General features: G+C 30.0%; 22 protein-coding genes. 11 read left to right on the top strand and 11 right to left on the bottom strand.

Features of this window, described 5'->3' with window-relative positions; genetic code table 11:
* From HMPREF0391_RS06565 to HMPREF0391_RS06590, 6 genes are read left to right on the top strand one after another with little or no spacing between them, the layout of a single operon-like run.
* The gene (locus tag HMPREF0391_RS06565) at positions 1-633 is read left to right on the top strand and encodes a sugar transferase (protein ID WP_002836181.1); all 633 of its coding nucleotides are present in this window, start codon (positions 1-3) and stop codon (positions 631-633) included.
* Between the two features lie 7 nt (positions 634-640).
* Positions 641-1,867, top strand: coding sequence for a glycosyltransferase family 4 protein (locus HMPREF0391_RS06570; protein ID WP_002836182.1), 1,227 nt, complete (start codon positions 641-643; stop codon positions 1,865-1,867).
* The gene (locus HMPREF0391_RS06575; RefSeq protein WP_002836183.1) at positions 1,867-3,054 is read left to right on the top strand and encodes a DegT/DnrJ/EryC1/StrS family aminotransferase; all 1,188 of its coding nucleotides are present in this window, start codon (positions 1,867-1,869) and stop codon (positions 3,052-3,054) included. Before HMPREF0391_RS06570 ends, HMPREF0391_RS06575 begins: the two co-directional genes overlap by 1 nt.
* Entirely contained in the window at positions 3,054-3,632 is a 579-nt protein-coding gene (locus HMPREF0391_RS06580) for an acyltransferase (RefSeq protein ID WP_002836185.1), read from the top strand. Before HMPREF0391_RS06575 ends, HMPREF0391_RS06580 begins: the two co-directional genes overlap by 1 nt.
* Positions 3,625-4,956 (top strand): nucleotide sugar dehydrogenase, encoded by a 1,332-nt coding sequence (locus tag HMPREF0391_RS06585; protein WP_002836186.1) that lies wholly within the window; start codon positions 3,625-3,627, stop codon positions 4,954-4,956. The genes HMPREF0391_RS06580 and HMPREF0391_RS06585 overlap by 8 nt, the downstream gene beginning before the upstream one ends.
* A gap of 8 nt (positions 4,957-4,964) precedes the next feature.
* Complete coding sequence (locus HMPREF0391_RS06590; protein WP_002836187.1) at positions 4,965-5,984, top strand: Gfo/Idh/MocA family protein; 1,020 nt, start codon at positions 4,965-4,967, stop codon at positions 5,982-5,984.
* A 59-nt stretch (positions 5,985-6,043) separates the two neighbouring features.
* Here HMPREF0391_RS06590 and HMPREF0391_RS06595 read toward each other — a convergent pair whose 3' ends face one another.
* Positions 6,044-7,000, bottom strand: coding sequence for a 3-hydroxyacyl-CoA dehydrogenase (locus HMPREF0391_RS06595; RefSeq protein ID WP_002836189.1), 957 nt, complete (start codon positions 6,998-7,000; stop codon positions 6,044-6,046).
* Positions 7,001-7,301: 301 nt separating this feature from the next.
* Here HMPREF0391_RS06595 and amaP point away from each other — a divergent pair, with 301 nt between their 5' ends.
* Genes amaP through HMPREF0391_RS06610 form a run of 3 tightly spaced genes read left to right on the top strand, consistent with a single transcriptional unit; the run spans position 7,302 to position 8,637 of the window.
* Positions 7,302-7,847: an alkaline shock response membrane anchor protein AmaP gene (amaP, locus tag HMPREF0391_RS06600; RefSeq protein WP_002836190.1), complete on the top strand. Its 546-nt coding sequence runs from the start codon at positions 7,302-7,304 to the stop codon at positions 7,845-7,847.
* Positions 7,848-7,856: 9 nt separating this feature from the next.
* On the top strand, positions 7,857-8,156 hold the full coding sequence (locus HMPREF0391_RS06605; protein ID WP_002836191.1) for a DUF2273 domain-containing protein: 300 nt from the start codon (positions 7,857-7,859) through the stop codon (positions 8,154-8,156).
* 22 nt (positions 8,157-8,178) lie between these two features.
* On the top strand, positions 8,179-8,637 hold the full coding sequence (locus HMPREF0391_RS06610) for an Asp23/Gls24 family envelope stress response protein (RefSeq protein ID WP_002836192.1): 459 nt from the start codon (positions 8,179-8,181) through the stop codon (positions 8,635-8,637).
* Between the two features lie 123 nt (positions 8,638-8,760).
* On the opposite strand, the gene HMPREF0391_RS09430 is transcribed toward HMPREF0391_RS06610, so the two are convergent.
* The 9 genes from HMPREF0391_RS09430 to HMPREF0391_RS06660 form a co-directional block, all read right to left on the bottom strand.
* Positions 8,761-10,175 (bottom strand): IS3 family transposase gene (locus HMPREF0391_RS09430; protein ID WP_155105107.1). Its coding sequence is split into 2 segments (ribosomal slippage): positions 8,761-9,648 and positions 9,651-10,175, totalling 1,413 coding nucleotides; the frame shifts between segments, so codons are not numbered across the junction.
* Between the two features lie 68 nt (positions 10,176-10,243).
* On the bottom strand, positions 10,244-11,098 hold the full coding sequence (locus tag HMPREF0391_RS06625) for a DegV family protein (RefSeq protein ID WP_002836195.1): 855 nt from the start codon (positions 11,096-11,098) through the stop codon (positions 10,244-10,246).
* A 100-nt stretch (positions 11,099-11,198) separates the two neighbouring features.
* Positions 11,199-12,902 (bottom strand): sensor histidine kinase, encoded by a 1,704-nt coding sequence (locus HMPREF0391_RS06630; RefSeq protein ID WP_035109450.1) that lies wholly within the window; start codon positions 12,900-12,902, stop codon positions 11,199-11,201.
* Positions 12,902-13,570, bottom strand: coding sequence for a response regulator transcription factor (locus HMPREF0391_RS06635; protein WP_002836197.1), 669 nt, complete (start codon positions 13,568-13,570; stop codon positions 12,902-12,904). The genes HMPREF0391_RS06630 and HMPREF0391_RS06635 overlap by 1 nt, the downstream gene beginning before the upstream one ends.
* Complete coding sequence (gene phoU, locus HMPREF0391_RS06640; RefSeq protein ID WP_002836198.1) at positions 13,567-14,223, bottom strand: phosphate signaling complex protein PhoU; 657 nt, start codon at positions 14,221-14,223, stop codon at positions 13,567-13,569. Before phoU ends, HMPREF0391_RS06635 begins: the two co-directional genes overlap by 4 nt.
* Positions 14,224-14,237: 14 nt before the next feature.
* Positions 14,238-14,990, bottom strand: a complete 753-nt coding sequence (pstB, locus tag HMPREF0391_RS06645) for a phosphate ABC transporter ATP-binding protein PstB (protein WP_002836199.1) — start codon at positions 14,988-14,990, stop codon at positions 14,238-14,240.
* The gene (gene pstA, locus HMPREF0391_RS06650; protein ID WP_002836200.1) at positions 14,990-15,865 is read right to left on the bottom strand and encodes a phosphate ABC transporter permease PstA; all 876 of its coding nucleotides are present in this window, start codon (positions 15,863-15,865) and stop codon (positions 14,990-14,992) included. Before pstA ends, pstB begins: the two co-directional genes overlap by 1 nt.
* Positions 15,855-16,724: a phosphate ABC transporter permease subunit PstC gene (gene pstC / locus HMPREF0391_RS06655; protein WP_002836201.1), complete on the bottom strand. Its 870-nt coding sequence runs from the start codon at positions 16,722-16,724 to the stop codon at positions 15,855-15,857. The genes pstA and pstC overlap by 11 nt, the downstream gene beginning before the upstream one ends.
* Before the next feature lie 206 nt (positions 16,725-16,930).
* Entirely contained in the window at positions 16,931-17,866 is a 936-nt protein-coding gene (locus HMPREF0391_RS06660; protein ID WP_035109451.1) for a substrate-binding domain-containing protein, read from the bottom strand.
* Between the two features lie 142 nt (positions 17,867-18,008).
* Between HMPREF0391_RS06660 and HMPREF0391_RS06665 the strand changes: the two genes are divergently transcribed.
* Both HMPREF0391_RS06665 and HMPREF0391_RS06670 read left to right on the top strand, forming a co-directional pair.
* Entirely contained in the window at positions 18,009-19,007 is a 999-nt protein-coding gene (locus HMPREF0391_RS06665) for an asparaginase (RefSeq protein ID WP_002836203.1), read from the top strand.
* Between the two features lie 102 nt (positions 19,008-19,109).
* The gene (locus tag HMPREF0391_RS06670) at positions 19,110-19,640 is read left to right on the top strand and encodes a DUF6648 family protein (protein WP_002836204.1); all 531 of its coding nucleotides are present in this window, start codon (positions 19,110-19,112) and stop codon (positions 19,638-19,640) included.
* Here HMPREF0391_RS06670 and HMPREF0391_RS06675 read toward each other — a convergent pair whose 3' ends face one another.
* Complete coding sequence (locus HMPREF0391_RS06675) at positions 19,641-20,030, bottom strand: hypothetical protein (RefSeq protein WP_002836205.1); 390 nt, start codon at positions 20,028-20,030, stop codon at positions 19,641-19,643.
* Positions 20,031-20,037 lie beyond the last annotated feature (7 nt).

Here is a 20,037-nt window from a genome sequence, read left to right on the forward strand (position 1 = left end):
ATGAACAATCGAGTAGATGAAATCCTTAAAAATAGCAAATTTAATCTTTTCATCAAAAGATTATTTGATATTTTAGCATCTTTATTTGGTATTTTGGTTATGGCAATCCCAATGATTATAATTTCCATAGCTATAAAACTAGATTCAAAAGGTCCCGTGTTTTTCAAACAAAAAAGAGTTAAGAAAAATAATGAGAATTTTACGATTTTGAAATTTAGGACGATGGTTGTGGATGCTCCAAAATTGGGAATGGCAATAACAGTTGGAGACGATCCTAGAATAACAAAAGTAGGAAAGTTTTTGAGGAAAACTAAATTAGATGAGTTTCCACAATTGTTCAATGTATTAGTCGGAGATATGAGTTTTGTTGGACCAAGACCAGAAGTTAGAAAATACGTCGATATGTATTCGGATTCGGACAGAGATATTTTGAAGATTAGACCAGGAATTACCGATTTAGCAAGTATAAAATACAGAGATGAATCAGAAATTTTGGATAAGTCCGACAATCCTGAAAAAACTTATGTGGAAGAAATTATGCCGAATAAAATCGAACTAAACAAACAATACATTGAAAATATTAATTTATTAAATGATATAAAAATAATTCTTCAAACATTGAAGATTTTATAGGAGTTTTATGAATATTTGGATTATAAATCATTATATTGATGTTCCAGGGAAGGGTAGATATTTAAGGCATTATAATTTTGCAAAAGAATTACAAAAAAGAGGACATAATGTTACTTTATTTACAGCATCTACTACACATGGAACAGATTTAAATGTGATTAATGATGAAAAAAAATATAAAGAAGAAATAATTGATTCCTTGAAATTTGTATATATTAAGGCAAAAAATTACACTGGGAATGGTAAAGACCGTGTAATTAATATGATACAATTCTATAAAAATCTATTGTCAGTATCTAAAAAATACTCTGGGGTTGATGTTGTTTATTGTTCTGCACCTCATAGTTTAACTTGGTTAGCTTCAAGGAAAATAGCCAAAAACAATCACGCTAAATTAATTTGTGAAACAAGAGATTTATGGCCAGAAACTTTTATAGAAATGGGTAAGTTCAGTAAAAATCATCCTGTGGCAAAAATCCTATATGCGATTGAGAAATCTGTGTATAAGTCTTCAGATGCTTTAATATTCACAATGGAGGGCGGAAAAGACTATCTGAAATCAAGAGGAATTAATAGAGATAATGTATTTCACATAAATAATGGGGTTGTACTAGAAGATTTCAATGAATCAATAAAAAAATATCATTTGGAAGATGTAGATTTAGATGATAAAAATATCTTTAAAGTTGTTTATACAGGCGCTTTAGGACGAGCAAATCAAGTTGATACTTTGATTGATGCAATGAATAAACTTTCTGATTATGAAGATATAAAACTTATTGTTTATGGGAAAGGTGAATTTGAAGCAAGCCTTATAAAAAAAGTTAGAGAAAATTCACAAAAAAATGTTGTTTTTAAAGGTTCTGTTGACAAAAGATATGTACCTTCTATAGTTACAAGATCAGATTTGAATGTAATTACTGGACAAGATATTAATTTATATAAATATGGAATGAGTTTTAACAAGCTATTTGAGTATTTAGCTGCAAACAAACCTATATTATCTAATTTAAAATGTAATTATGATATTATTGAAAAATTTAACTGTGGTAAGACAGTAAAAAGTGGTTCTGCAGATGCTTTAAAGGAAGGAATATTGTACTTTTATAATTTAAAAGATATTGATTATAAACAATTTTGTGAAAATTCTAAAGAAGCAGCAGCAAATTATGATTACAAAATTTTAACTGATAAATTGGAAGATATATTTAAAACTTTAAATGGGGGATTTTAATGAATATACCATTGTTGAATTTGAAAAGACAATATAAAGACATTGAAGAAGAAGTAAACGCAAATGTATTAGAGTGTTTCAAAAATGCACAATATATAATGGGTGAAAATGTTAAACAATTTGAAAAAGAAATAGCCGAAAAAATAGGTGTTAAACATGCGATTACAGTTGGAAATGGGACTGATGCTTTGATTATAGCTTTGAAGTCTTTGGGAATCAAAGAAGGAGACGAAGTTATAACCACTGATTATACTTTCTTTGCAACAGCTGAAGCTATAAGGTTTGTTGGAGCTACACCTGTATTTTGTGATGTTGAATTGGATACTTATAATATCGATCCTTCTCAAATAGAAGAAAAAATTACAGACAAAACAAAGGCAATTATTTGTGTTCATTTATTTGGAAATGCATGTAAAATGGATGAAATAAATGATATTGCCAAGAGACATAATTTGTATGTTGTTGAAGATGCAGCACAAGCAATTAATTCACAATATAAGGGCAAAAATGTTGGTAATTTAGGGGATATAGCTTGTTTCTCATTCTTCCCTACAAAAAATTTGGGATGCTTTGGTGATGGTGGAATGATCACAACTAATGATGATGATTTGGCAACTATTATAAGAGCATTGAAGGTTCACGGTAGTGGCGAAAACGGAATGAAAGCTTACGCTATATTAAATGATGAAGAAGTTGAGGTTGTGGAACAAAATTCAGGTGACAACACTGTTTACAATCCATTGAAATACTACAATTATTTAATCGGTCACAATTCAAGATTAGACGAAATCCAAGCTGCTATTTTGAGAATTAAATTAAAACACTTAGACGAATATACGGAAAATAGAAGAAGTATTTCACACAAATACATCGACGCTTTGAAGGATACTTCATTGGTAATGCCAACAGAAACTGAAGGCGGAAAGCACGTTTTCCATTTATTTATTTTACAATCAGAAAACAGAGAAGAAATAGAATCAAAATTAAAAGAAAAAGGCATCGCTACTGGAACTTATTACAAGGTGCCAATGCATTTACAAAAAGCTTTTAATGATTTAGGATATAAGAAGGGAGATTTCCCTAATGCGGAATATCTTTCAGAAAGAACTTTTGCTATTCCATTGTTCCCAGAAATGAACGATGAGGAAAGAGAATATATTATTAATTCTATAAAGGAGATAGTATAATGGACTTTTTTGCTCATGAATCTTGCTATATAGATGAAGAGACAAAGATCGGTAAAGGTACTAAAATTTGGCATTTTAGTCATGTAATGTCAGGTAGCACTATTGGAGAAAATTGTAATATTGGTCAAAATGTTGTGATTTCTCCAGATGTTACGCTTGGTAATAATTGTAAAGTTCAAAATAATGTTAGTGTGTATACTGGTGTTGTTTGTGAAGATGGTGTGTTCTTAGGACCTTCTTGTGTGTTTACAAATGTTATTAATCCAAGGGCTTTTATTGAGAAAAAAGATGAATATCGAAAAACAACTATTAAAGAAGGCGCGTCTATTGGCGCCAATGCGACTATTGTTTGTGGAAACACAATTGGCAAATATGCTATAATTGGAGCAGGAGCAGTTGTTACAAAAGATGTCGGGGATTACGAAATTGTAGTAGGAAATCCAGCTAGACATCATGGATATGCATGTTCATGTGGAGAAAATCTAAAAAGAGTTTCCCTCACAGATTATATATGTGAAAAATGTGACAAGAAATATTTATTAAATGATTATAAATTGAGTGAGGTATCAAATGAATAATTTAAAAGAAGAATTATTGGGCAAAATCGAAGATAAATCTCTAGTAGTAGGGGTTGTGGGATTAGGTTATGTAGGATTGCCATTAGCGGTTGAAAAAGCAAAAGCTGGTTACACTGTCATTGGATTTGATGTACAACCTGAAAAAGTTCAAATGGTTAACGATGGAGTTAACTACATTGGTGATGTAGTTGATTCAGAATTAAAAGCTATCGTTGAATCTGGAAAATTAAGAGCTACAAGTGATTTTGAATCAGTTGCAAGTTGCGATTTCATAGCTATTGCTGTTCCAACACCATTGGATATTTACCAACAACCAGATATTTCTTACGTTGAAAAATCAACTACAGATGTTTCTAAACATTTGAAAAAAGGATCTATCGTTGTCTTAGAATCCACTACTTATCCAGGAACTACTGAAGAATTAATGAGACCTATATTGGAAAATGGTTCAGGCTTGAAATGTGAAGAAGATTTTTACTTAGCATTTTCTCCTGAAAGAGTAGATCCAGGTAATAAACAATACAAAACTAAGAACACTCCAAAAGTTGTTGGAGGAATTGGTTCAGAATCTACAGAAGTTGCAGCAGCATTGTACAGAAATGTACTTGAAGGAGAAGTTATGACTGTATCTTCACCAAGAGTTGCTGAAATGGAAAAAATTCTTGAAAACACATACAGAAATGTAAACATCGGATTGGTAAATGAATTTGCCAAATTAGCTAATAAAATGGATATCAATATGTGGGAAGTAGTAGACGCTGCTAAGACAAAACCTTATGGATATCAAGCATTCTATCCAGGTCCTGGTGTAGGTGGACACTGTATACCATTAGATCCATTCTATTTGACTTGGAAAGCTAGAGAATACGATGTACACATGCCAATCATAGAAGCAAGTGGTACTGTAAATGATAGTATGCCTGAATGGGTTGTAGATAGATCAATGAAGATTTTATCTAGAAAATTCAAAAAACCTTTAAATGGTTCAAAAGTTTTAATTTTAGGTATTGCTTACAAAAAAGACATCGACGATTTAAGAGATTCACCAGCATTTGTTGTTATGGATAAGTTCAGAGAAGAAGGAGCTATTATCGATTACTATGATGGATTCAATCCTTCATACTTCAATCCAGATGGATCCAAGACTTACTCATTAAAAGAAATTAATCCTGAAGTAGTTAAAGGTTATGATTTAGTGGTTATAACTGCAGATCATACAAATGTTGATTATCAAATGGTTGTAGACAATGCACCATTTGTATTTGATACAAAATACGCTACAAGAAATGTAGAAAACAATAGAGATAAGATAGAATTATTATAAGAGGTAATATGCAAAAAATTAAATGCGCAATCATTGGTTGTGGTAGAATTTCTTATAAACACGTAGAAGGAATTGCAAACAATGATTCAGAAATGGAATTGGTTGCAGTATGCGATATTATTGAAGAAAGAGCAATCGAAAAAAGAAATGAATATTTGGAAAGATTTCCTGACAGAGATGTAAAAGTATACACTGATTACAAAAAAATGTTAGAAGAAGTCGACATCGATATGTGTTCAATTTCAACAGAAAGTGGTTACCACGGTGAGATAGCTCTTTACTGCTTAGAACAATCAAAACACGTTTTGATTGAAAAACCAATGGCCATGAGTTTGGAAGAAATCGATAAAATTAATAAGTTAGCTGATGAAAAAGGATTAAAAGTTGGGGTATGTCACCAAAACAGATTTAATCCTCCAATTCAAAAATTGAAAAAAACAATTGATGCTAATAAATTTGGCAAGATGACAAACATCACAGCAAGAGTTTTATGGAACAGAAATCAAAACTACTATAACTTAGCACCATGGAGAGGAACAAAGGCTTTAGATGGTGGTACATTGATGAACCAATGTATACACGCACTAGACTTATTGTTATGGATGATGGATGATGAATTAGTAAGCGTAAAAGCTGAAACAGAAACTTTCCTAAGAGATATAGAAATGGAAGATTACGGTGTAATTTTGATGAGATTTAAGAGCGGTAGAATTGGACTATTGGAAGGTAGTGCCGATGTATATCCTAAAAATCTTGAAGAAACTATTTCTGTATTTGGATCGACAGGAACTGCCGTTATCGGTGGGTTAGCTGTTAACGAAATAAAAACTTGGGTATTTGAAGATGAATCTGAAACCGCAGAATTGGAAGATGACAAATCAATCGATAATGTGTACGGGAACGGACACACTCCATTATACAAAGATTTCATTCACGCAATAAATACCGATACTCAACCATTAATTAATGGTCATGAAGGAAGAAAACCAGTTGAAGTTTTAATGAAAGCTTACGGCTGGATTGACTGATAAAATATTTTGAAAACAAACAAGCTCTTGGTTTTAATCAAGAGCTTGTTTCAATTTAATTAGTATTTGTAGAAGCCTTCTTTTGTTCCTCTACCTAATTTATTTTCATCTATATATTTCTTTAGCATTTGAGCGATTTGATATGCTACAGAATTTTTATCATTTACATCTGGTTTATTTAAAGTTATATTATATGCAGTTTTAAGACCAACTACATCTAGAATTTGGAAAGGTCCAAATGGAGCGCCTGTTCCATATCTCCAAGCGTTGTCTATGTCTTCAATGTCAGCTATGTCCAAAGCCTTTAGAGTCATTGCAGCATCTAATAATGGAACTAATAATGAATTTAGTAGATATCCAGGTTGTTCTTTCTTTAATTTTAATGGAATCATTCCTATATCTTTTGCAAAACTTACTACTTCATCGAATGCTTCATGGGAAGTTTCGCTGTGTCCCATAATTTCTGCTGTATTATTGTTCCAAATTTCATTTGCAAAATGAAGAGCAAGATATTTTTCTGGATGAGGAAGTAAATCCTTGAATGAACTTGGTAATAATGTTGATGAATTTGTTGCAACTATAGTATTATCATTTAATACTTTTGCCAAATTTTTATAAAAATCTGATTTTTGTTCTGGATTTTCAGAAACAGCTTCAATTAATAAATCACAATTTTCAACTGATTTTTCTAAGTCTGTTAAAAGATGAATTCTATTGAATCCTTCTTCTACATCTTTTTTTAAATTTTCAATATCATCAATTGCTAATTGTTCAGTAGATATACCTCTAGGTATAATTACCGAGTTAACAGTTTTTTCATCGGATAATCCAACCTTAATTCTATCTAGTATACTTAGATATGTTTCTTTTAATGCATCAAAACGTGGCTTAGCTCTCTCTACAGAACCTTCACTTCTTAGCCATACGTTTACATCAAAACCTTTAAATGCAGTTTGAAAAGCTATTTGAGATCCCAAAACGCCTCCACCAGCAACTGTAACATTTTTAAATTTCATAAATGTGCCTCCTTTGAATTAATCTATATTGTAACTTTATTCAATATTTATATACCCTTTAAATAATTTTACAAATCAGAACTGAACAAATTGTGTAATTTTTCGGGGTTTTTAATTTTTAAAATGTTTAGAAATTAATAATAAGGGTATAATTAGATTAAGGCGCTAGAGGTTAAAACCATTTTTAAAACAATTAATAAAGAGTAATTTTTTATAATTTAATAAATTGTTGTTTAGAATTTATTCTGATGTGGTATATATATCAAGTAACAAATATATCAATAATTTACAAGGAGGTTTTATGAGTGGATTTAAAAAATTTGTCCATATATTGTTTTCAATATTACTAATTTTGTTTTCTTTAGTAATGTTTTTCACAGTATTCAATTTTGGACAAGTTAGTTATAATCTCAGAGAGCTCATGATGAATGAGGTATGCTTTTATATATTAGCAGTTATTGGAGCCTTAATTTTACTAGGGGCACTTATAATAATGTTTAAAGCAATACTCTCTGATAATTTAAGTGATTTCTTGATCTCAAAAGACAAGGATGGAGAAGTTATGATATCTACAGATGCACTTGAAAACACTGTTAAAAGTACTGTAAATAAATTTAATGATGTCAGAACTTCTAATGTTAATGTAAGAGTCAACAATTCAAATGAACCGTATATGAATTGTGATGTAGAGGTTGGAGTAAGGGATATGTCAAATGTAGGAGGTCTTGGTGAAAATATCAAAAATGATATCAAGACTAATCTGGAAACTTTAACTGGATACAAAGTTAAAGATATTACTGTAAAATTCTTGGATTTGGCAAAATCTACTAACAAAAGGGTAGTATAGGGGGTAAAAATGAACAATAACAATATGTTGGACAATTTTCAATCCCCAGATGAAGAAAAGAAAATAATTTTTGTAAAAGAAGATCCAAAAGATAAATTTGACGAAAGATTAATAAAAAATTTATCTGGATTAAGGAAACCGACTAAGTATGGAATTTTAGGTGTAATAATTGCACTTTCATTTTTAAAGCTTGGTTTTTGGGCAACAATCTTAATACTATTACTTTTTGGTATAGGTTATGGTTATGGATTGTATAAAGAAGGTAATCCTAAATTTATCAGATTTTTGATGAATTTATTTAGGAAATAATATAGTATAAAAGGAGATTAGAATGATGGAAGAAAAAAAATACAACGAAGTAAATAAGGTAAATGAAGAAAAAGCTGAAAAAGAAAAAGAACAAAAACACGAATCAAAATTAACTTTTGATAACTCTGTAGTACAAAAAATAGCTGCAATAGCAGTTAGAGAAGTACCTGGTGTTTTAGATATGGAAGGTGGATTCTTCTCAGGAATTCAAGAAACTTTCGGTGGATATGATGCTACAAAAGGTATAGAAGCAGAAGTTGGCGAAAAAGAAGCTGCAATTGATGTATCTGTAATATTAGAATACGGCGTATCAGCTGTTAAAGTATTCCAACAACTACAAGAAGTTGTAAAACAAAGTGTAAAGAAAATGACTGGATTAGATGTTGTTGAAGTTAACTGCAAAGTAGTTGATGTTATGACTAGAAAAGAATTCAACTTAAAAAACAAAAAAGAAGAAGAAAATAAAAGCGGATTAAAATAAACTAAATTAAAAAGGGAAGGCATTATAAGGTGACCCCAAAAAGTTGGACTTTATACCAGAGACATTTAGAAATATTTGTCTCTGGTTTTTTTGTCCTCATATTTCCCCTAGGAGAAATCGCAGCTAAGCTGCATTCAATTTCCTATATTCAACAGGACTTAAATATCCTAGTTTTTCTTTTATTCTATCTTCATTGTAATATTTTATATATTCTTTTATTGCCTTTTTTAGTTCGTTAAATGATTTAAACGTTCTACCATAGTAAATTTCTTGTTTTAATATTCCAAAGAAATTTTCCATAGGGGAATTATCTAAGCAATTTCCTTTTCTTGACATACTCTGCAAAATTCCATCACTTTCTAACCTATTAGTATATTGTTTTAATTGATACGCCCAGCCTTGATCCGAATGAAAGATTCTTTTATATTTGCAGTCTGAAGTCTTTTCTATCGCTTCTTCAAGAGGCGTTATTATTACCTCTAATGATGGGGAAGTTGTTATTGAATAGCTAATGATTTCTCCATTAAACATATCCAAGAAAGGATTTAAGTAAAGTTTTTTTACTTGCATATTGCCAGACTTATCTGTTTCATAGTATTTGAATTCACTTGTATCTGTTGTGATTTTTTGATATACTACAGAAGTGTTAAACCTTCTTTTTATCCTATTTAGTGCTACTTTACCCACTGTTCCTTTGTATGAGTAATATTTTCTTGATTTACGTGCAAAGTTTGTTACTTGAAGTTTAAGCTTCTGTATCAGTCTTTGAACTTTTTTCTTGTTTATTACAAGACCAATTCTTCTAAGCATTGCATGTATTCTTCTGTATCCATAGTTTGGATTATCTTTTCTTATTTTCTTGATTTGATTCTCAAAGGCTTCATCTTTATTTTTTCTGTCAAATCTTTTTTTCCAATACATGTATGTTGACTTAGGGAATTTTAAATAGCTAAGCAAATCTTTTAATAGATATTTTTCTCTTAATGAGTCAATTATTCTAGCCATTCTCTCATTTTCTGATCTTCCTCGTCCTCTAATTCCATCTTTTTTTTTAGAAAATCTATTTCCATTTGTGCCCAGTAAAGCTTATCTTTAAGTTCAGCAATTTCATCTATTTCTTCCTTAGAATATTCTTTCTTTACTTGTTCTTTATTTTTATTTTTATATTTAGTCATACTTGAAGTTCTTCCTCTCTTTTTAGGTATAAGTCCATCAAGTCCTTGATTTCTAAAATCAATTACCCATCTAGCAATGATCGAGGGATTATTAATTTTAAATTGATTAGAAAGTTCTTGATAGGACATTTCTCCTGTTAAGTACAACTTTACTACATTTTTCTTAAATTCGAAAGAGTAACTATTATTTTTTCTAGAAATTTTTAAGCCTTCATATCCTTGTGTTTTGTATGAATTAATCCATCTTTCAACTATTGATGCCGAACTTATACCATATTTTTTAGCTAAAAATTTATATCCTCCTTCGTTATTTAGGTATGCTCTAACCACTTTCATCTTAATTTCTGTACTATATTTTGTCATGAAAAAACTGACCTCCTTAAAGTTGTTTTTAGGTCCAACTTTTTGGGGTCAGTTCAATTACGCCTTCCTTATTTTAATGTTACAACAGCTCCATAGATATGAGGACCTGTATGTATAACGAAAAGACTAGAAATAGGTCTTTTATAAATTCTAACATTAGGATAATAATCTTGTATTACTTTTTCCAATTCATCTGCATTTTCTTGAAGATTTGAATGCATTATATATATACTGTCTATATGATCGTTAGCTGCGAAGTCAATTATATAATTAAGGATTTGTTGGTTGACTTTTTTCTTACCTCTTACTGCGTCGATAACTTCCAAATTACCGGTTTTTTTGATACAGGTAATAATTGGTTTAATGTTTAATAGATTTCCAACGACTTTACTTGAGCGTTTAATTCTACCACTTGTGTAAAGATAGTCTAATTTATCTACAGTAAAAAAGAAATCCTCTTTTGTTTTTAGCTTTTCTAATTCTTCTACAATTTCTTCGAAACTTTTTCCACTTTCATTCATTGTTACAGCTTTTTCAATTAGAAAACCCATTCCCATTGAACATGACTTGCAATCTATCAAATGATATGTAATTTTATCCGAGTATAAGCTTAAAATTTGTTGAAATAGATTATAAGTACCACTAATTCCACAGCTCATGCATGTAGCTATAATATGTGTGTATCCTTCTGATATGATCTTTTCTATTTTGTCAATCAAATCACTTGCTAAGGGAAGCGAACTACTAATAGTGTTACTATTGATGTCTTTTATAACGTCGTCAATATTTTTTTCATACTTATCTTTATATGTAACTTCCGAATTGTAAATGATTTGAAGAGGGACTTCTACAATATTGTATTCTTTAATAATCGATGGATCTACATCAGATGTAGTATCTGTTAGAATAGCAATTTTTTGCATTTTTTATTCCTTTCTAAATCGTTTAATAATTTTGTATATTCAAGTTAACATAACTATTATATCATTTTAACGAAAAAAATACGACAATAAGTTGCCGTATTTAAATCGTTATTGTGATTTTTGTTCCAACATCTAACTTTGATTCAAGAGTAATGGATCCGTTGTGGATATCAACGATGTGTTTGATGATTGATAGTCCAAGTCCTGTAGATTCTTGTGAAGAACGTGATTTGTCAACAACAAAGAATCTCTCAAACACTCTACTTTGGTATTTTTCAGCTATACCAATTCCAGTATCCTCACAGATTATTTTAGTTTTGTCATTTTCTTTGAATATTGAAATCTTAATTTTGCCTGAAATCTTGTTGTATTTGATTGCATTTGTAACTAAGTTCTCAATCATTTCTTTAATTAAATTTTCGTTTCCATATATCAAGCAATTTTCTTGTAAATCTGTAACAAGCTCAATTTGTTTACTATCCAATTTATTTTGGTTGGATTTGATTATTTCATCAATTATTTTTTCTGGATTGAATAAACCTTTTTCAATGTTATCTCCCGACTCATCAAGCTTGGAAAGTTTAATAATATTATCGATTAACTCCAATAATCTCAATCCTTCTTGGTGTATTATTGTAGCAAACTTACTTACATTTTCTGGACTAACCATGTTGTTTTCTATCATTTCAGCATATCCGTTAATTGAAGTAAGGGGAGATTTTAATTCATGACTAACATTTGCTGAAAATTCTCTTCTTCTTTTTTCGGCTTTTATCTTGTCACTTTCATCTACTAAGAACAATAAAACTCCGTTGATGTTATCTTCATCCAATACTGGCGCAATGTACATTGATAATAGAATTCCTTGCATTTCAATATTTATATGATGCGCCGTTTTAGTTGATATTACATCTCTAATAGCAGAATGAATTTTTAAATCTCTGTTTAACGAAATAAAAGGTCTGCCTTCATACTTAGAATCAGATGCACCAAACAAAAACTCAGCTGACTTATTAACTGATAAAACATTCATATTCTTATCAAGTAAGATAAGACCTTCTCTCATATTGTCTGTAATAGTTTTAATTGTAGTGGATCTTTCTTCTAATTCATCTACATATTTTTTTATTGTATCATTCTTGCGTCTAATTATATTGATAAAAGGTATTAGCTCATTGTAAACAGGTTGTTCTAACAATTTTGATTCTTTATCATTTACGATGTTATCATCTAATTCATTGGCAATAGTTTCGATAGGATCCAATATTTGTCTTATTTGTCTTCTATTAATATCAATTAATAATATTAAAGATAACGCTAATATCAATAGGGTATATGGTAATAAATCTAAAATAGTTTTCAAAAAACTAGCAGATTCGCAGCTTACTCTAAGAATATCAGAATTACCTTGAAGAATAGCTACATAATACATGTTTTTATCAAAACTATCAGATTTACGTGTTATTGATCCAATTTTTGAATCTCTGGCATCTTGTATTTCTTCTCTGTTAGAGTGATTATCCAAAGAATCTATATTGGTATCAGTATCATATACAACATTCCCACCTTCATCAATTATTGTAAATCGATTAGTAGGATTAATTCTTTTAATCTTTTTTATATTGGTAATAGTCTTATCGCGACTATTGTCGCTGATAGAATCCACGTATTGTATTTGACGCAGTAGGGAAGTTTCTTCTTTGGATTTGTTATAATTATAGAATATAAATGTCTGTAAACCTAATCCAATTGCTAAAGCTATTATAATTACAAGAGAAATTCTAGTGTAAATTCTTCTTTTCATCATTCACCAGCTTTATATCCTAGATTTCTTATAGTTTTGATTATGCTGGAAGCGTTTTTAAGTTTTTGTCTCAAGGTTGCTATATGAACATCAACTGTACGTGATTCTCCTTCAAAGTCAAATCCCCAAATTTTGGTCATGATATTTTCTCTTGTCAAAACTTTTCCGACATTTGATAGGAGATAATACAACAATTCAAATTCTTTGTAAGTTAATTCTACATTTTCTCCATCAACACTAACTGTTCTCTTATCATAATCTAATTCAATATTTTTATAGATGATTTTCGATTTTGTTTTACTTAATGAGGATCTTCTAAGTAGTGCTCTGACTCTTGCTAGTAGTTCCATAATACTAAAAGGCTTTATCATATAATCATCAGCGCCACTATCGAGTCCCACTATTTTATCGTATTCCGTTGTCTTGGCAGTAAGCATCATTACTGGGATACTTTTTGTTTTTTCGTTATTTCTTATTTCTTTTAAAATATCAAGACCACTTTTTCCTGGAAGCATAATGTCTAAAATAATTAAATCTATGCTAGAAGAATACAATGTGGATTTGAATTCATTGTAGTCTCCAAATCCCATTGCTTCGTAGCCTTCATTATTAAGTGCGTAGATAATTAGTTCTCTTATGCTTTTGTCATCTTCCACACAGCAAATCATTGTGCATTTTCCTCGTATCTTTCGCCAGTAACTGAGAATATTACCCAGGTTGCGATTCTTTCTGCATTATCGCCAATTCTTTCAATGTATTTTGCAACTTGAATTAAATCGATAATTTGTTCAGGGTTTTCACAACCAGATTTAATTAATTCTATGGATTCTTCCATGAAATGAGCAAAAAGTTCATCGACTTCATCATCTTTTTTTATAACAGAATTTGCCAATTCAATATCATCATCAGTAAAAGCGTTGATACTTTCTACAAGCATCTTTTGTGCACTTTTACCCATGGATCTTATCATTGACAAATCTTTTGGAAGTTGTGATTTACCAATCAACATAACAAGTTCCGAAATTTCTTGTGCGTGGTTTCCGATTTTACTCATACAAGAAAGAATTCTAAGTGCTGATGAAATAAATCTCAAGTCTTTTGCGACAGGGGATTGTGTAGTAAGAAGTCTCAAACAAGTATCTTCAACTTCTTTTGACATTTCATAAATAGTTTCTTGAGAATCGTAAACTTTTTGTGCTATTTCTAAATCTTGAGTTTCCAAAGCATAAGTGCTTTGTTCGATTTGTCTTTCGACATTTGCTCCAAGAAAAATTAAATTATGTTTTAATTCTTCTAATTGATGCGTAAAATATTTTCTCATAATACCACCTCTTTTTAACCGAATCTACCAGTAATATAATCTTCTGTTCTTTTATCCTCAGGTTTTGAGAACAGTATATCAGTATTATTAAATTCTATAACTTCACCTGTCAAGAAAAATGCTGTCTTATCTGAAATACGAGCAGCTTGTTGCATATTGTGAGTTACCATTATTATAGTATATTTTGACTTCAAATCTTGGCATAAATCTTCAATTTTATTAGTTGAGATAGGGTCAAGAGCTGATGTAGGTTCATCCATTAGTAACACTTCAGGTTCAACAGCCAACGCTCTTGCAATACAAATTCTTTGTTGTTGACCACCTGAGATTGAAAGTGCGTTCTTTTTCAAATTATCTTTTACTTCATCCCAGATTGCTGCACCTTTTAAAGATTTTTCTACAATTTCATCTAATTTTGCCTTATTTTTTTCTCCGTGTAATCTTGGACCGTAAGCTATATTATCATAAATAGACATAGGGAATGGATTAGGTTTTTGAAAAACCATCCCAACTCTTTTTCTTAACAAGTTTACATCGTAATTTTTATCGTATATGTCTTTGCCATCTAAAGTTATTAAACCTTCGATTCGACATCCATCAATAAGATCGTTCATTCTATTTAGACATTTCAGCATTGTAGACTTACCACAACCAGAAGGTCCAATAAAAGCAGTGATCTCATTTGATTTCATTTCCATGTTGATTTTCTTTAGGGCTTGAAAATCATCATAATATAAATCAACATCTTTTATACTTATCTTAGACATTATTTACTTCCTTTCGTCAATTTTTTTCCTATTAAATTGGAAACTATATTTATTATTAAAACTAAAATTACCAACACAACGCCAGTTGCATAAGATTCTTCTACATGGAATCCTTCAGAAGATAACACATACATGTGTAACGCTAAACTTCTTCCAGATTGGAATAAGCTAGTAGGTACACGAGGATCTGTTCCCAATGTAAACATCAAAGCGGCTGTTTCTCCTACAACTCTTCCTATAGAAAGGATTATACCTGCCATAATTCCAGGCATTGCTACAGGAAGTAATACCTTTCTTATAGTATACAACTTTCCAGCTCCCAATGCATAACTTCCAGCTCTTAATTCGTCATCGATTGATAATAAAGCTTGTTCACTGGCTCTAATTATTAATGGAAGCACCATTATGAACATTGTAAGAACACCAGATATCAACGAATACCTGAACTTTAATCTCATAACGAATAACAACATACCGAATAAACCATAAACAATTGATGGAATACCAGATAATGTTTCTGTTGCAAGTCGAATAAGAGTTACTACTTTCGAGGTTTTCTTGGAATATTCAGATAAATAAATTGCTGTAAATATTCCGATAGGACTTGCAATTAATAATGTCAATAAAACTAACAAAACAGTAGTTTTAATTGAAGGCATCATTGATACGTTCTTAGAAGTATAGTGGTTTGAAAACATGCTAGGTTTCAAATGGGGAATACCATTAACTAACATGTAAATAATTAAATAAAACAATACAGCTAAAGTAATAAAAGCCATCAAATAAATAAAACCTTTAATGATTATACTTTTTGTTTTATTTTTTCTTAAATTTCTCAAACTATTTGTAGTTACATCAATAGAATTATTTTCCATTATTTACACCTCTTTTAATCAAATTAAATGCTAGATTTATTAAAAGTATAAATACGAATAATACCATCGCAGTTGCAATCAAAGCATCTCTATGAGCACCAGACGCATAAGCCATGTCCAATACGATGTTAGTTGTCATAGTACGCGTTCCTGAGAATATACTTTTTGCTATTACAGGTTGATTTCCTGCAACTAAATAAACTGCCATTGTTTCTCCGATGGCACGTCCGATTCCAAGTATAACTGATGATAATATACCTGATTTTGCAGCAGGAACTACAACTCCCATTACGGCTAATTCGTGACTAGCTCCAAGTGCAATACTTCCTTCATAATAAGAATCTACAACAGTATTTATTGCACTTTCAGATAAAGTGATTATCGTCGGTAAAATCATAATTCCTAGAAGAATAGAAGCTGTGACTATGTTCATACCAGTTCCTCCAAAAGCTTTTCTAATCATTGGAACTATAACCATTAAGGCGAAGAAACCATAAACGATGGATGGAATACCAGCCATTAAATCAATACAAGGTCTCAAAAAATTATATAATTTTTTTGGACAGAATTTTGCAAGATAAATCGCTGTGAAAATTCCAATTGGTACTCCTATAATTATGGAGCCAATAGTTACATAAATACTACCGATAATCATTGGAAGTATACCGAATTGGGCAGGGACATCGACCGGAGCCCAATCCTTACCAAATATAAAATTAGTTAAGCCAACTTTCTTTATAAAAGGCATTGATTCACCAAAAATGAAAAAACATATTAAAACAATCGCAAAAATAGAAGTCAATGCTGATACTAAAAATACGTATTTCATTATTGATTCAGATAAATATTTCTTTTTCATATTAAATCCTTTCTATATTTTTATCACCTTAATATTATCAAGAGCTTGTAAAATTAATGCGATAATAATGTTAATTAAATGTAAAGTTTTTCAAGTTAAAAAGTAAAAGACTGTAGAAATAGGGAAACATTGCATTTTACAAATGTAAAATAAATTCTTTCAAAATAAAAAACAGACCTCATAAGAGATCTGCCTTTTGAGAGGAATTATTTAGAAATTTCAGACCAAGATTTAACTTTACCAGTGAAGATATCTTTTATTTGTTCTAGAGTTAAATCTGTTGCTTTTGTATTTTCTTTGTTTACTATAACTGCTATACCATCGATTGCGATAGGTTGAGCTTTTAATTGTTCTTTTTCTTTGTCTTTTAATTCTCTTGAAGCCATTCCGATATCACATACACCTTCAATAGCTGAGTTCATACCAGCTGAAGATCCTGTTGATTGGATTTCGATTTCTACTTCTGGATACATTGCTTTGTAGCTTTCTGCTAATTTTTCCATTAATGGAGAAACTGAAGTTGAACCTGCAACTACGATTTTACCTTTTTGAGAATTTTTGTTGTAAGCTTTAGCTTCTTCAGGAAGTTGTTCATAACCTTCTTTTTTAACAATTTCTTGTCCTTCTTTTGAAAGAATATAATCTAAGAAATCTTTTGGAAGTGGTTTTAATTCTCCTTTGTAAGCAATGTTAAAAGGTCTTGAGATTTTGTAGTCTCCTTTTTGAACATTTTCAGAAGTTGCTTCAACACCGTTGATTTTTACTGCGTTAACTTTGTCGTTTAATGAACCTAATGAAATATATCCAATAGCGTCTTTGTCTTGACCTACAGTCATCATAACTGCGTTAGTACTGTTTTGTACGATTGCAGAAGAAACTGTTTTGTCTTGTTCTTTACCGTCAGCACCTTTTTCTAAGATTTTAGTGATTTCTGTAAAAGCTCCTCTAGTACCTGAACCATTTTCTCTTGATACTACGTGAATTTCTCCTCCAGCACTTTCGTTTGATTTAGAATCTGTAGAAGTAGTTTCTGTTTTGTTTGAGTTGTCTGATGTTTTTCCATCATCTTGTTTTGCACATGCTACCATGAATACTCCGAATACTAGCATCATAGCAACTAACATAAATTTTTTGATTTTCAAATAAATCATCCTTTCATATTTAATTCACTAATAGAATACATGTAATGTTTAAAATTCATATAATATTATTGTAAATTGTATGTAAAGTTATTTGTTTACAATTTTTAAAAGTAAAGTGTTATACTATTTCTAGGAGGGGTGTATGAAAAAATTACTATTAATTACAACTGGAGGAACTATAGCTTCCGTTGCTACAGATAAAGGATTAGCACCAGGTCTTCAAGCAAAAGATATATTAGAATATGTAAAATTTAAGAAATTTGATTTTGAATTGGATACAATAAGTTTGTTCAGTATTGATTCAACAGACATAAAACCAAAGCATTGGCTACATATCAAACAAACTATAAAAGAAAATTACAATAAATACGATGGGTTTGTAATAACACACGGTACAGATACTTTGGCTTATACCGCATCTGCGTTAGGGTATTTAATTCAAAAAAGTCCGAAACCAATTGTAATAACAGGTGCTCAAAAATCAATTTCAAATGATATTACAGATGCAAAGAATAATTTAATAGACGCATTGATATTTGCTAGTAAAGAAAAATCACACGGTGTCAATATAGTGTTCAATGGAAAAGTTATTTGTGGAAACAGAGCTAGAAAAGTTAGAACAAAAAGTTTTGATGCATTCGATTCTATTAATTATCCACTGATTGCAATAATTCACGATGGAAAAGTTTTAAGATACATTGATGATAAATCAGATAATACTGTAGAATTTTACGACAAACTAGATGACAGCGTATATTTGTTGAAATTAATTCCATCAATGAGAGCAGATATATTAGAAGATATTTTCGAAAAATACGACTGTATTATCGTAGAAAGTTATGGAGTGGGTGGAATGCCTGTAGGAATATCTGAAGAATTTCTAAGATTAATGGATCGATACTCAACTAATAAAATTATTGTAATGACAACTCAAGTTCCACAAGAAGGCTCAGATATTGGAGTATACCAAGTTGGTATGAGAATCAGAGAAAAGTTAGATGTATTGGAATCCAAAGATATGACATTAGAATCAGTTGTGTGTAAAATGATGTATGTTATGGGAAAACACAACAGAGATATTCAAAAAATTCAAGACGAATTTTACTCAATTATAAATCATGATATTTCAATAATAGAATAAGAATATTAGCGGTAAAATAATTTTCAAAATATTTTACCGTTTTTTTATTTGCAAATTTTGAAAAGTGTGAGATATGAATTATAATTTAGTTAGAGGAAAATTATGAAAAGAAATGTAGATTTTTATGTAAAAAAAAGAAATGAATTGATTGATTTGTTAGATGAGGATAAAATAACAAAACAGGAATTTATTTCAAGAAACAACGTATTGATTAATAGTTTTAATCTAAGACCTTTTACTGATATTAAAACAGTAAACGAGGGGGTTTTTAATTATCAGTATTATAATTTAAAAGCTAAGGAATACAATACAATAGCTAACAAATACAAAAACAAAAAACCTAAGAAGTATATTGCATCTTTAAATAAATGCAGAAACTATTACTTAGAAAAAGATAATACAATTTTAAAGATTTTGGAATTAATAGAATACAAGAATGTTGAAGCATATTACATAGACATTTTGTCCTACAGAATGAGGGATAATCTTTTTGAAATTGTACTCAAAGATTATGAAAAGATGATTTTTCACACAATAAATGAAAATATCAAACAACATTTGATAGCAAATAATGTTTTTGAACCAATAAAGAAAAAATCCCTTATCGATTCTTATGTCAATAAGGGATATTAATTATTTCTTTATTTGGTTTACTATTTCTTCTGTAGTCATATTTTTATTTAATTTGTAATTGCCATCCTTAAAAGCAGTAACATTGTTTTGTTTTAAGTAATCTAAGAATTCTTGTTCATTCGTAATTATGTTTCCACTGATTAATATCTTTGACACATCTAAGTCTTTCGCTTCAGGTGGAATTGTGATTTCAATGTCTTTAACTTCTTCAGTAACTTGTTGGATTTTTAAATCTTTTGAGTAGGTTTGAGAACTTGTATAGTTTTTGGAAAACATTGAATCAATTGTTTTGTAAACATACAATGTCGTAACTACTAGAATGAGCAATAATAATAAAAGCTTTGCAAATTTATAAATAAAGTCTACTATTGTATCAATAAAATTTTTCATTTTTCAC

It is taken from the genome of Finegoldia magna ATCC 53516, from assembly GCF_000159695.1.
Classification (GTDB): Bacteria; Bacillota; Clostridia; order Tissierellales; family Peptoniphilaceae; genus Finegoldia; species Finegoldia magna_F.

Excerpts from the sequence above, each read along its gene's own strand:
- HMPREF0391_RS06570 (WP_002836182.1), top strand. The coding sequence starts at position 641 with ATGAATATTTGGATTATAAATCATTATATTGATGTTCCAGGGAAGGGT.
- HMPREF0391_RS06565 (WP_002836181.1), top strand. The coding sequence starts at position 1 with ATGAACAATCGAGTAGATGAAATCCTTAAAAATAGCAAATTTAATCTT.
- pstC (WP_002836201.1), bottom strand. The coding sequence starts at position 16,724 with ATGAAAAAGAAATATTTATCTGAATCAATAATGAAATACGTATTTTTA.
- amaP (WP_002836190.1), top strand. The coding sequence starts at position 7,302 with ATGAGTGGATTTAAAAAATTTGTCCATATATTGTTTTCAATATTACTA.
- HMPREF0391_RS06675 (WP_002836205.1), bottom strand. The coding sequence starts at position 20,030 with ATGAAAAATTTTATTGATACAATAGTAGACTTTATTTATAAATTTGCA.
- HMPREF0391_RS06610 (WP_002836192.1), top strand. The coding sequence starts at position 8,179 with ATGATGGAAGAAAAAAAATACAACGAAGTAAATAAGGTAAATGAAGAA.
- pstB (WP_002836199.1), bottom strand. The coding sequence starts at position 14,990 with ATGTCTAAGATAAGTATAAAAGATGTTGATTTATATTATGATGATTTT.
- HMPREF0391_RS06635 (WP_002836197.1), bottom strand. The coding sequence starts at position 13,570 with ATGATTTGCTGTGTGGAAGATGACAAAAGCATAAGAGAACTAATTATC.
- HMPREF0391_RS06630 (WP_035109450.1), bottom strand. The coding sequence starts at position 12,902 with ATGAAAAGAAGAATTTACACTAGAATTTCTCTTGTAATTATAATAGCT.
- phoU (WP_002836198.1), bottom strand. The coding sequence starts at position 14,223 with ATGAGAAAATATTTTACGCATCAATTAGAAGAATTAAAACATAATTTA.
- HMPREF0391_RS06665 (WP_002836203.1), top strand. The coding sequence starts at position 18,009 with ATGAAAAAATTACTATTAATTACAACTGGAGGAACTATAGCTTCCGTT.
- HMPREF0391_RS06670 (WP_002836204.1), top strand. The coding sequence starts at position 19,110 with ATGAAAAGAAATGTAGATTTTTATGTAAAAAAAAGAAATGAATTGATT.
- HMPREF0391_RS06590 (WP_002836187.1), top strand. The coding sequence starts at position 4,965 with ATGCAAAAAATTAAATGCGCAATCATTGGTTGTGGTAGAATTTCTTAT.
- HMPREF0391_RS06605 (WP_002836191.1), top strand. The coding sequence starts at position 7,857 with ATGAACAATAACAATATGTTGGACAATTTTCAATCCCCAGATGAAGAA.
- HMPREF0391_RS06595 (WP_002836189.1), bottom strand. The coding sequence starts at position 7,000 with ATGAAATTTAAAAATGTTACAGTTGCTGGTGGAGGCGTTTTGGGATCT.
- HMPREF0391_RS06585 (WP_002836186.1), top strand. The coding sequence starts at position 3,625 with ATGAATAATTTAAAAGAAGAATTATTGGGCAAAATCGAAGATAAATCT.
- HMPREF0391_RS06625 (WP_002836195.1), bottom strand. The coding sequence starts at position 11,098 with ATGCAAAAAATTGCTATTCTAACAGATACTACATCTGATGTAGATCCA.
- HMPREF0391_RS06575 (WP_002836183.1), top strand. The coding sequence starts at position 1,867 with ATGAATATACCATTGTTGAATTTGAAAAGACAATATAAAGACATTGAA.
- HMPREF0391_RS06580 (WP_002836185.1), top strand. The coding sequence starts at position 3,054 with ATGGACTTTTTTGCTCATGAATCTTGCTATATAGATGAAGAGACAAAG.
- pstA (WP_002836200.1), bottom strand. The coding sequence starts at position 15,865 with ATGGAAAATAATTCTATTGATGTAACTACAAATAGTTTGAGAAATTTA.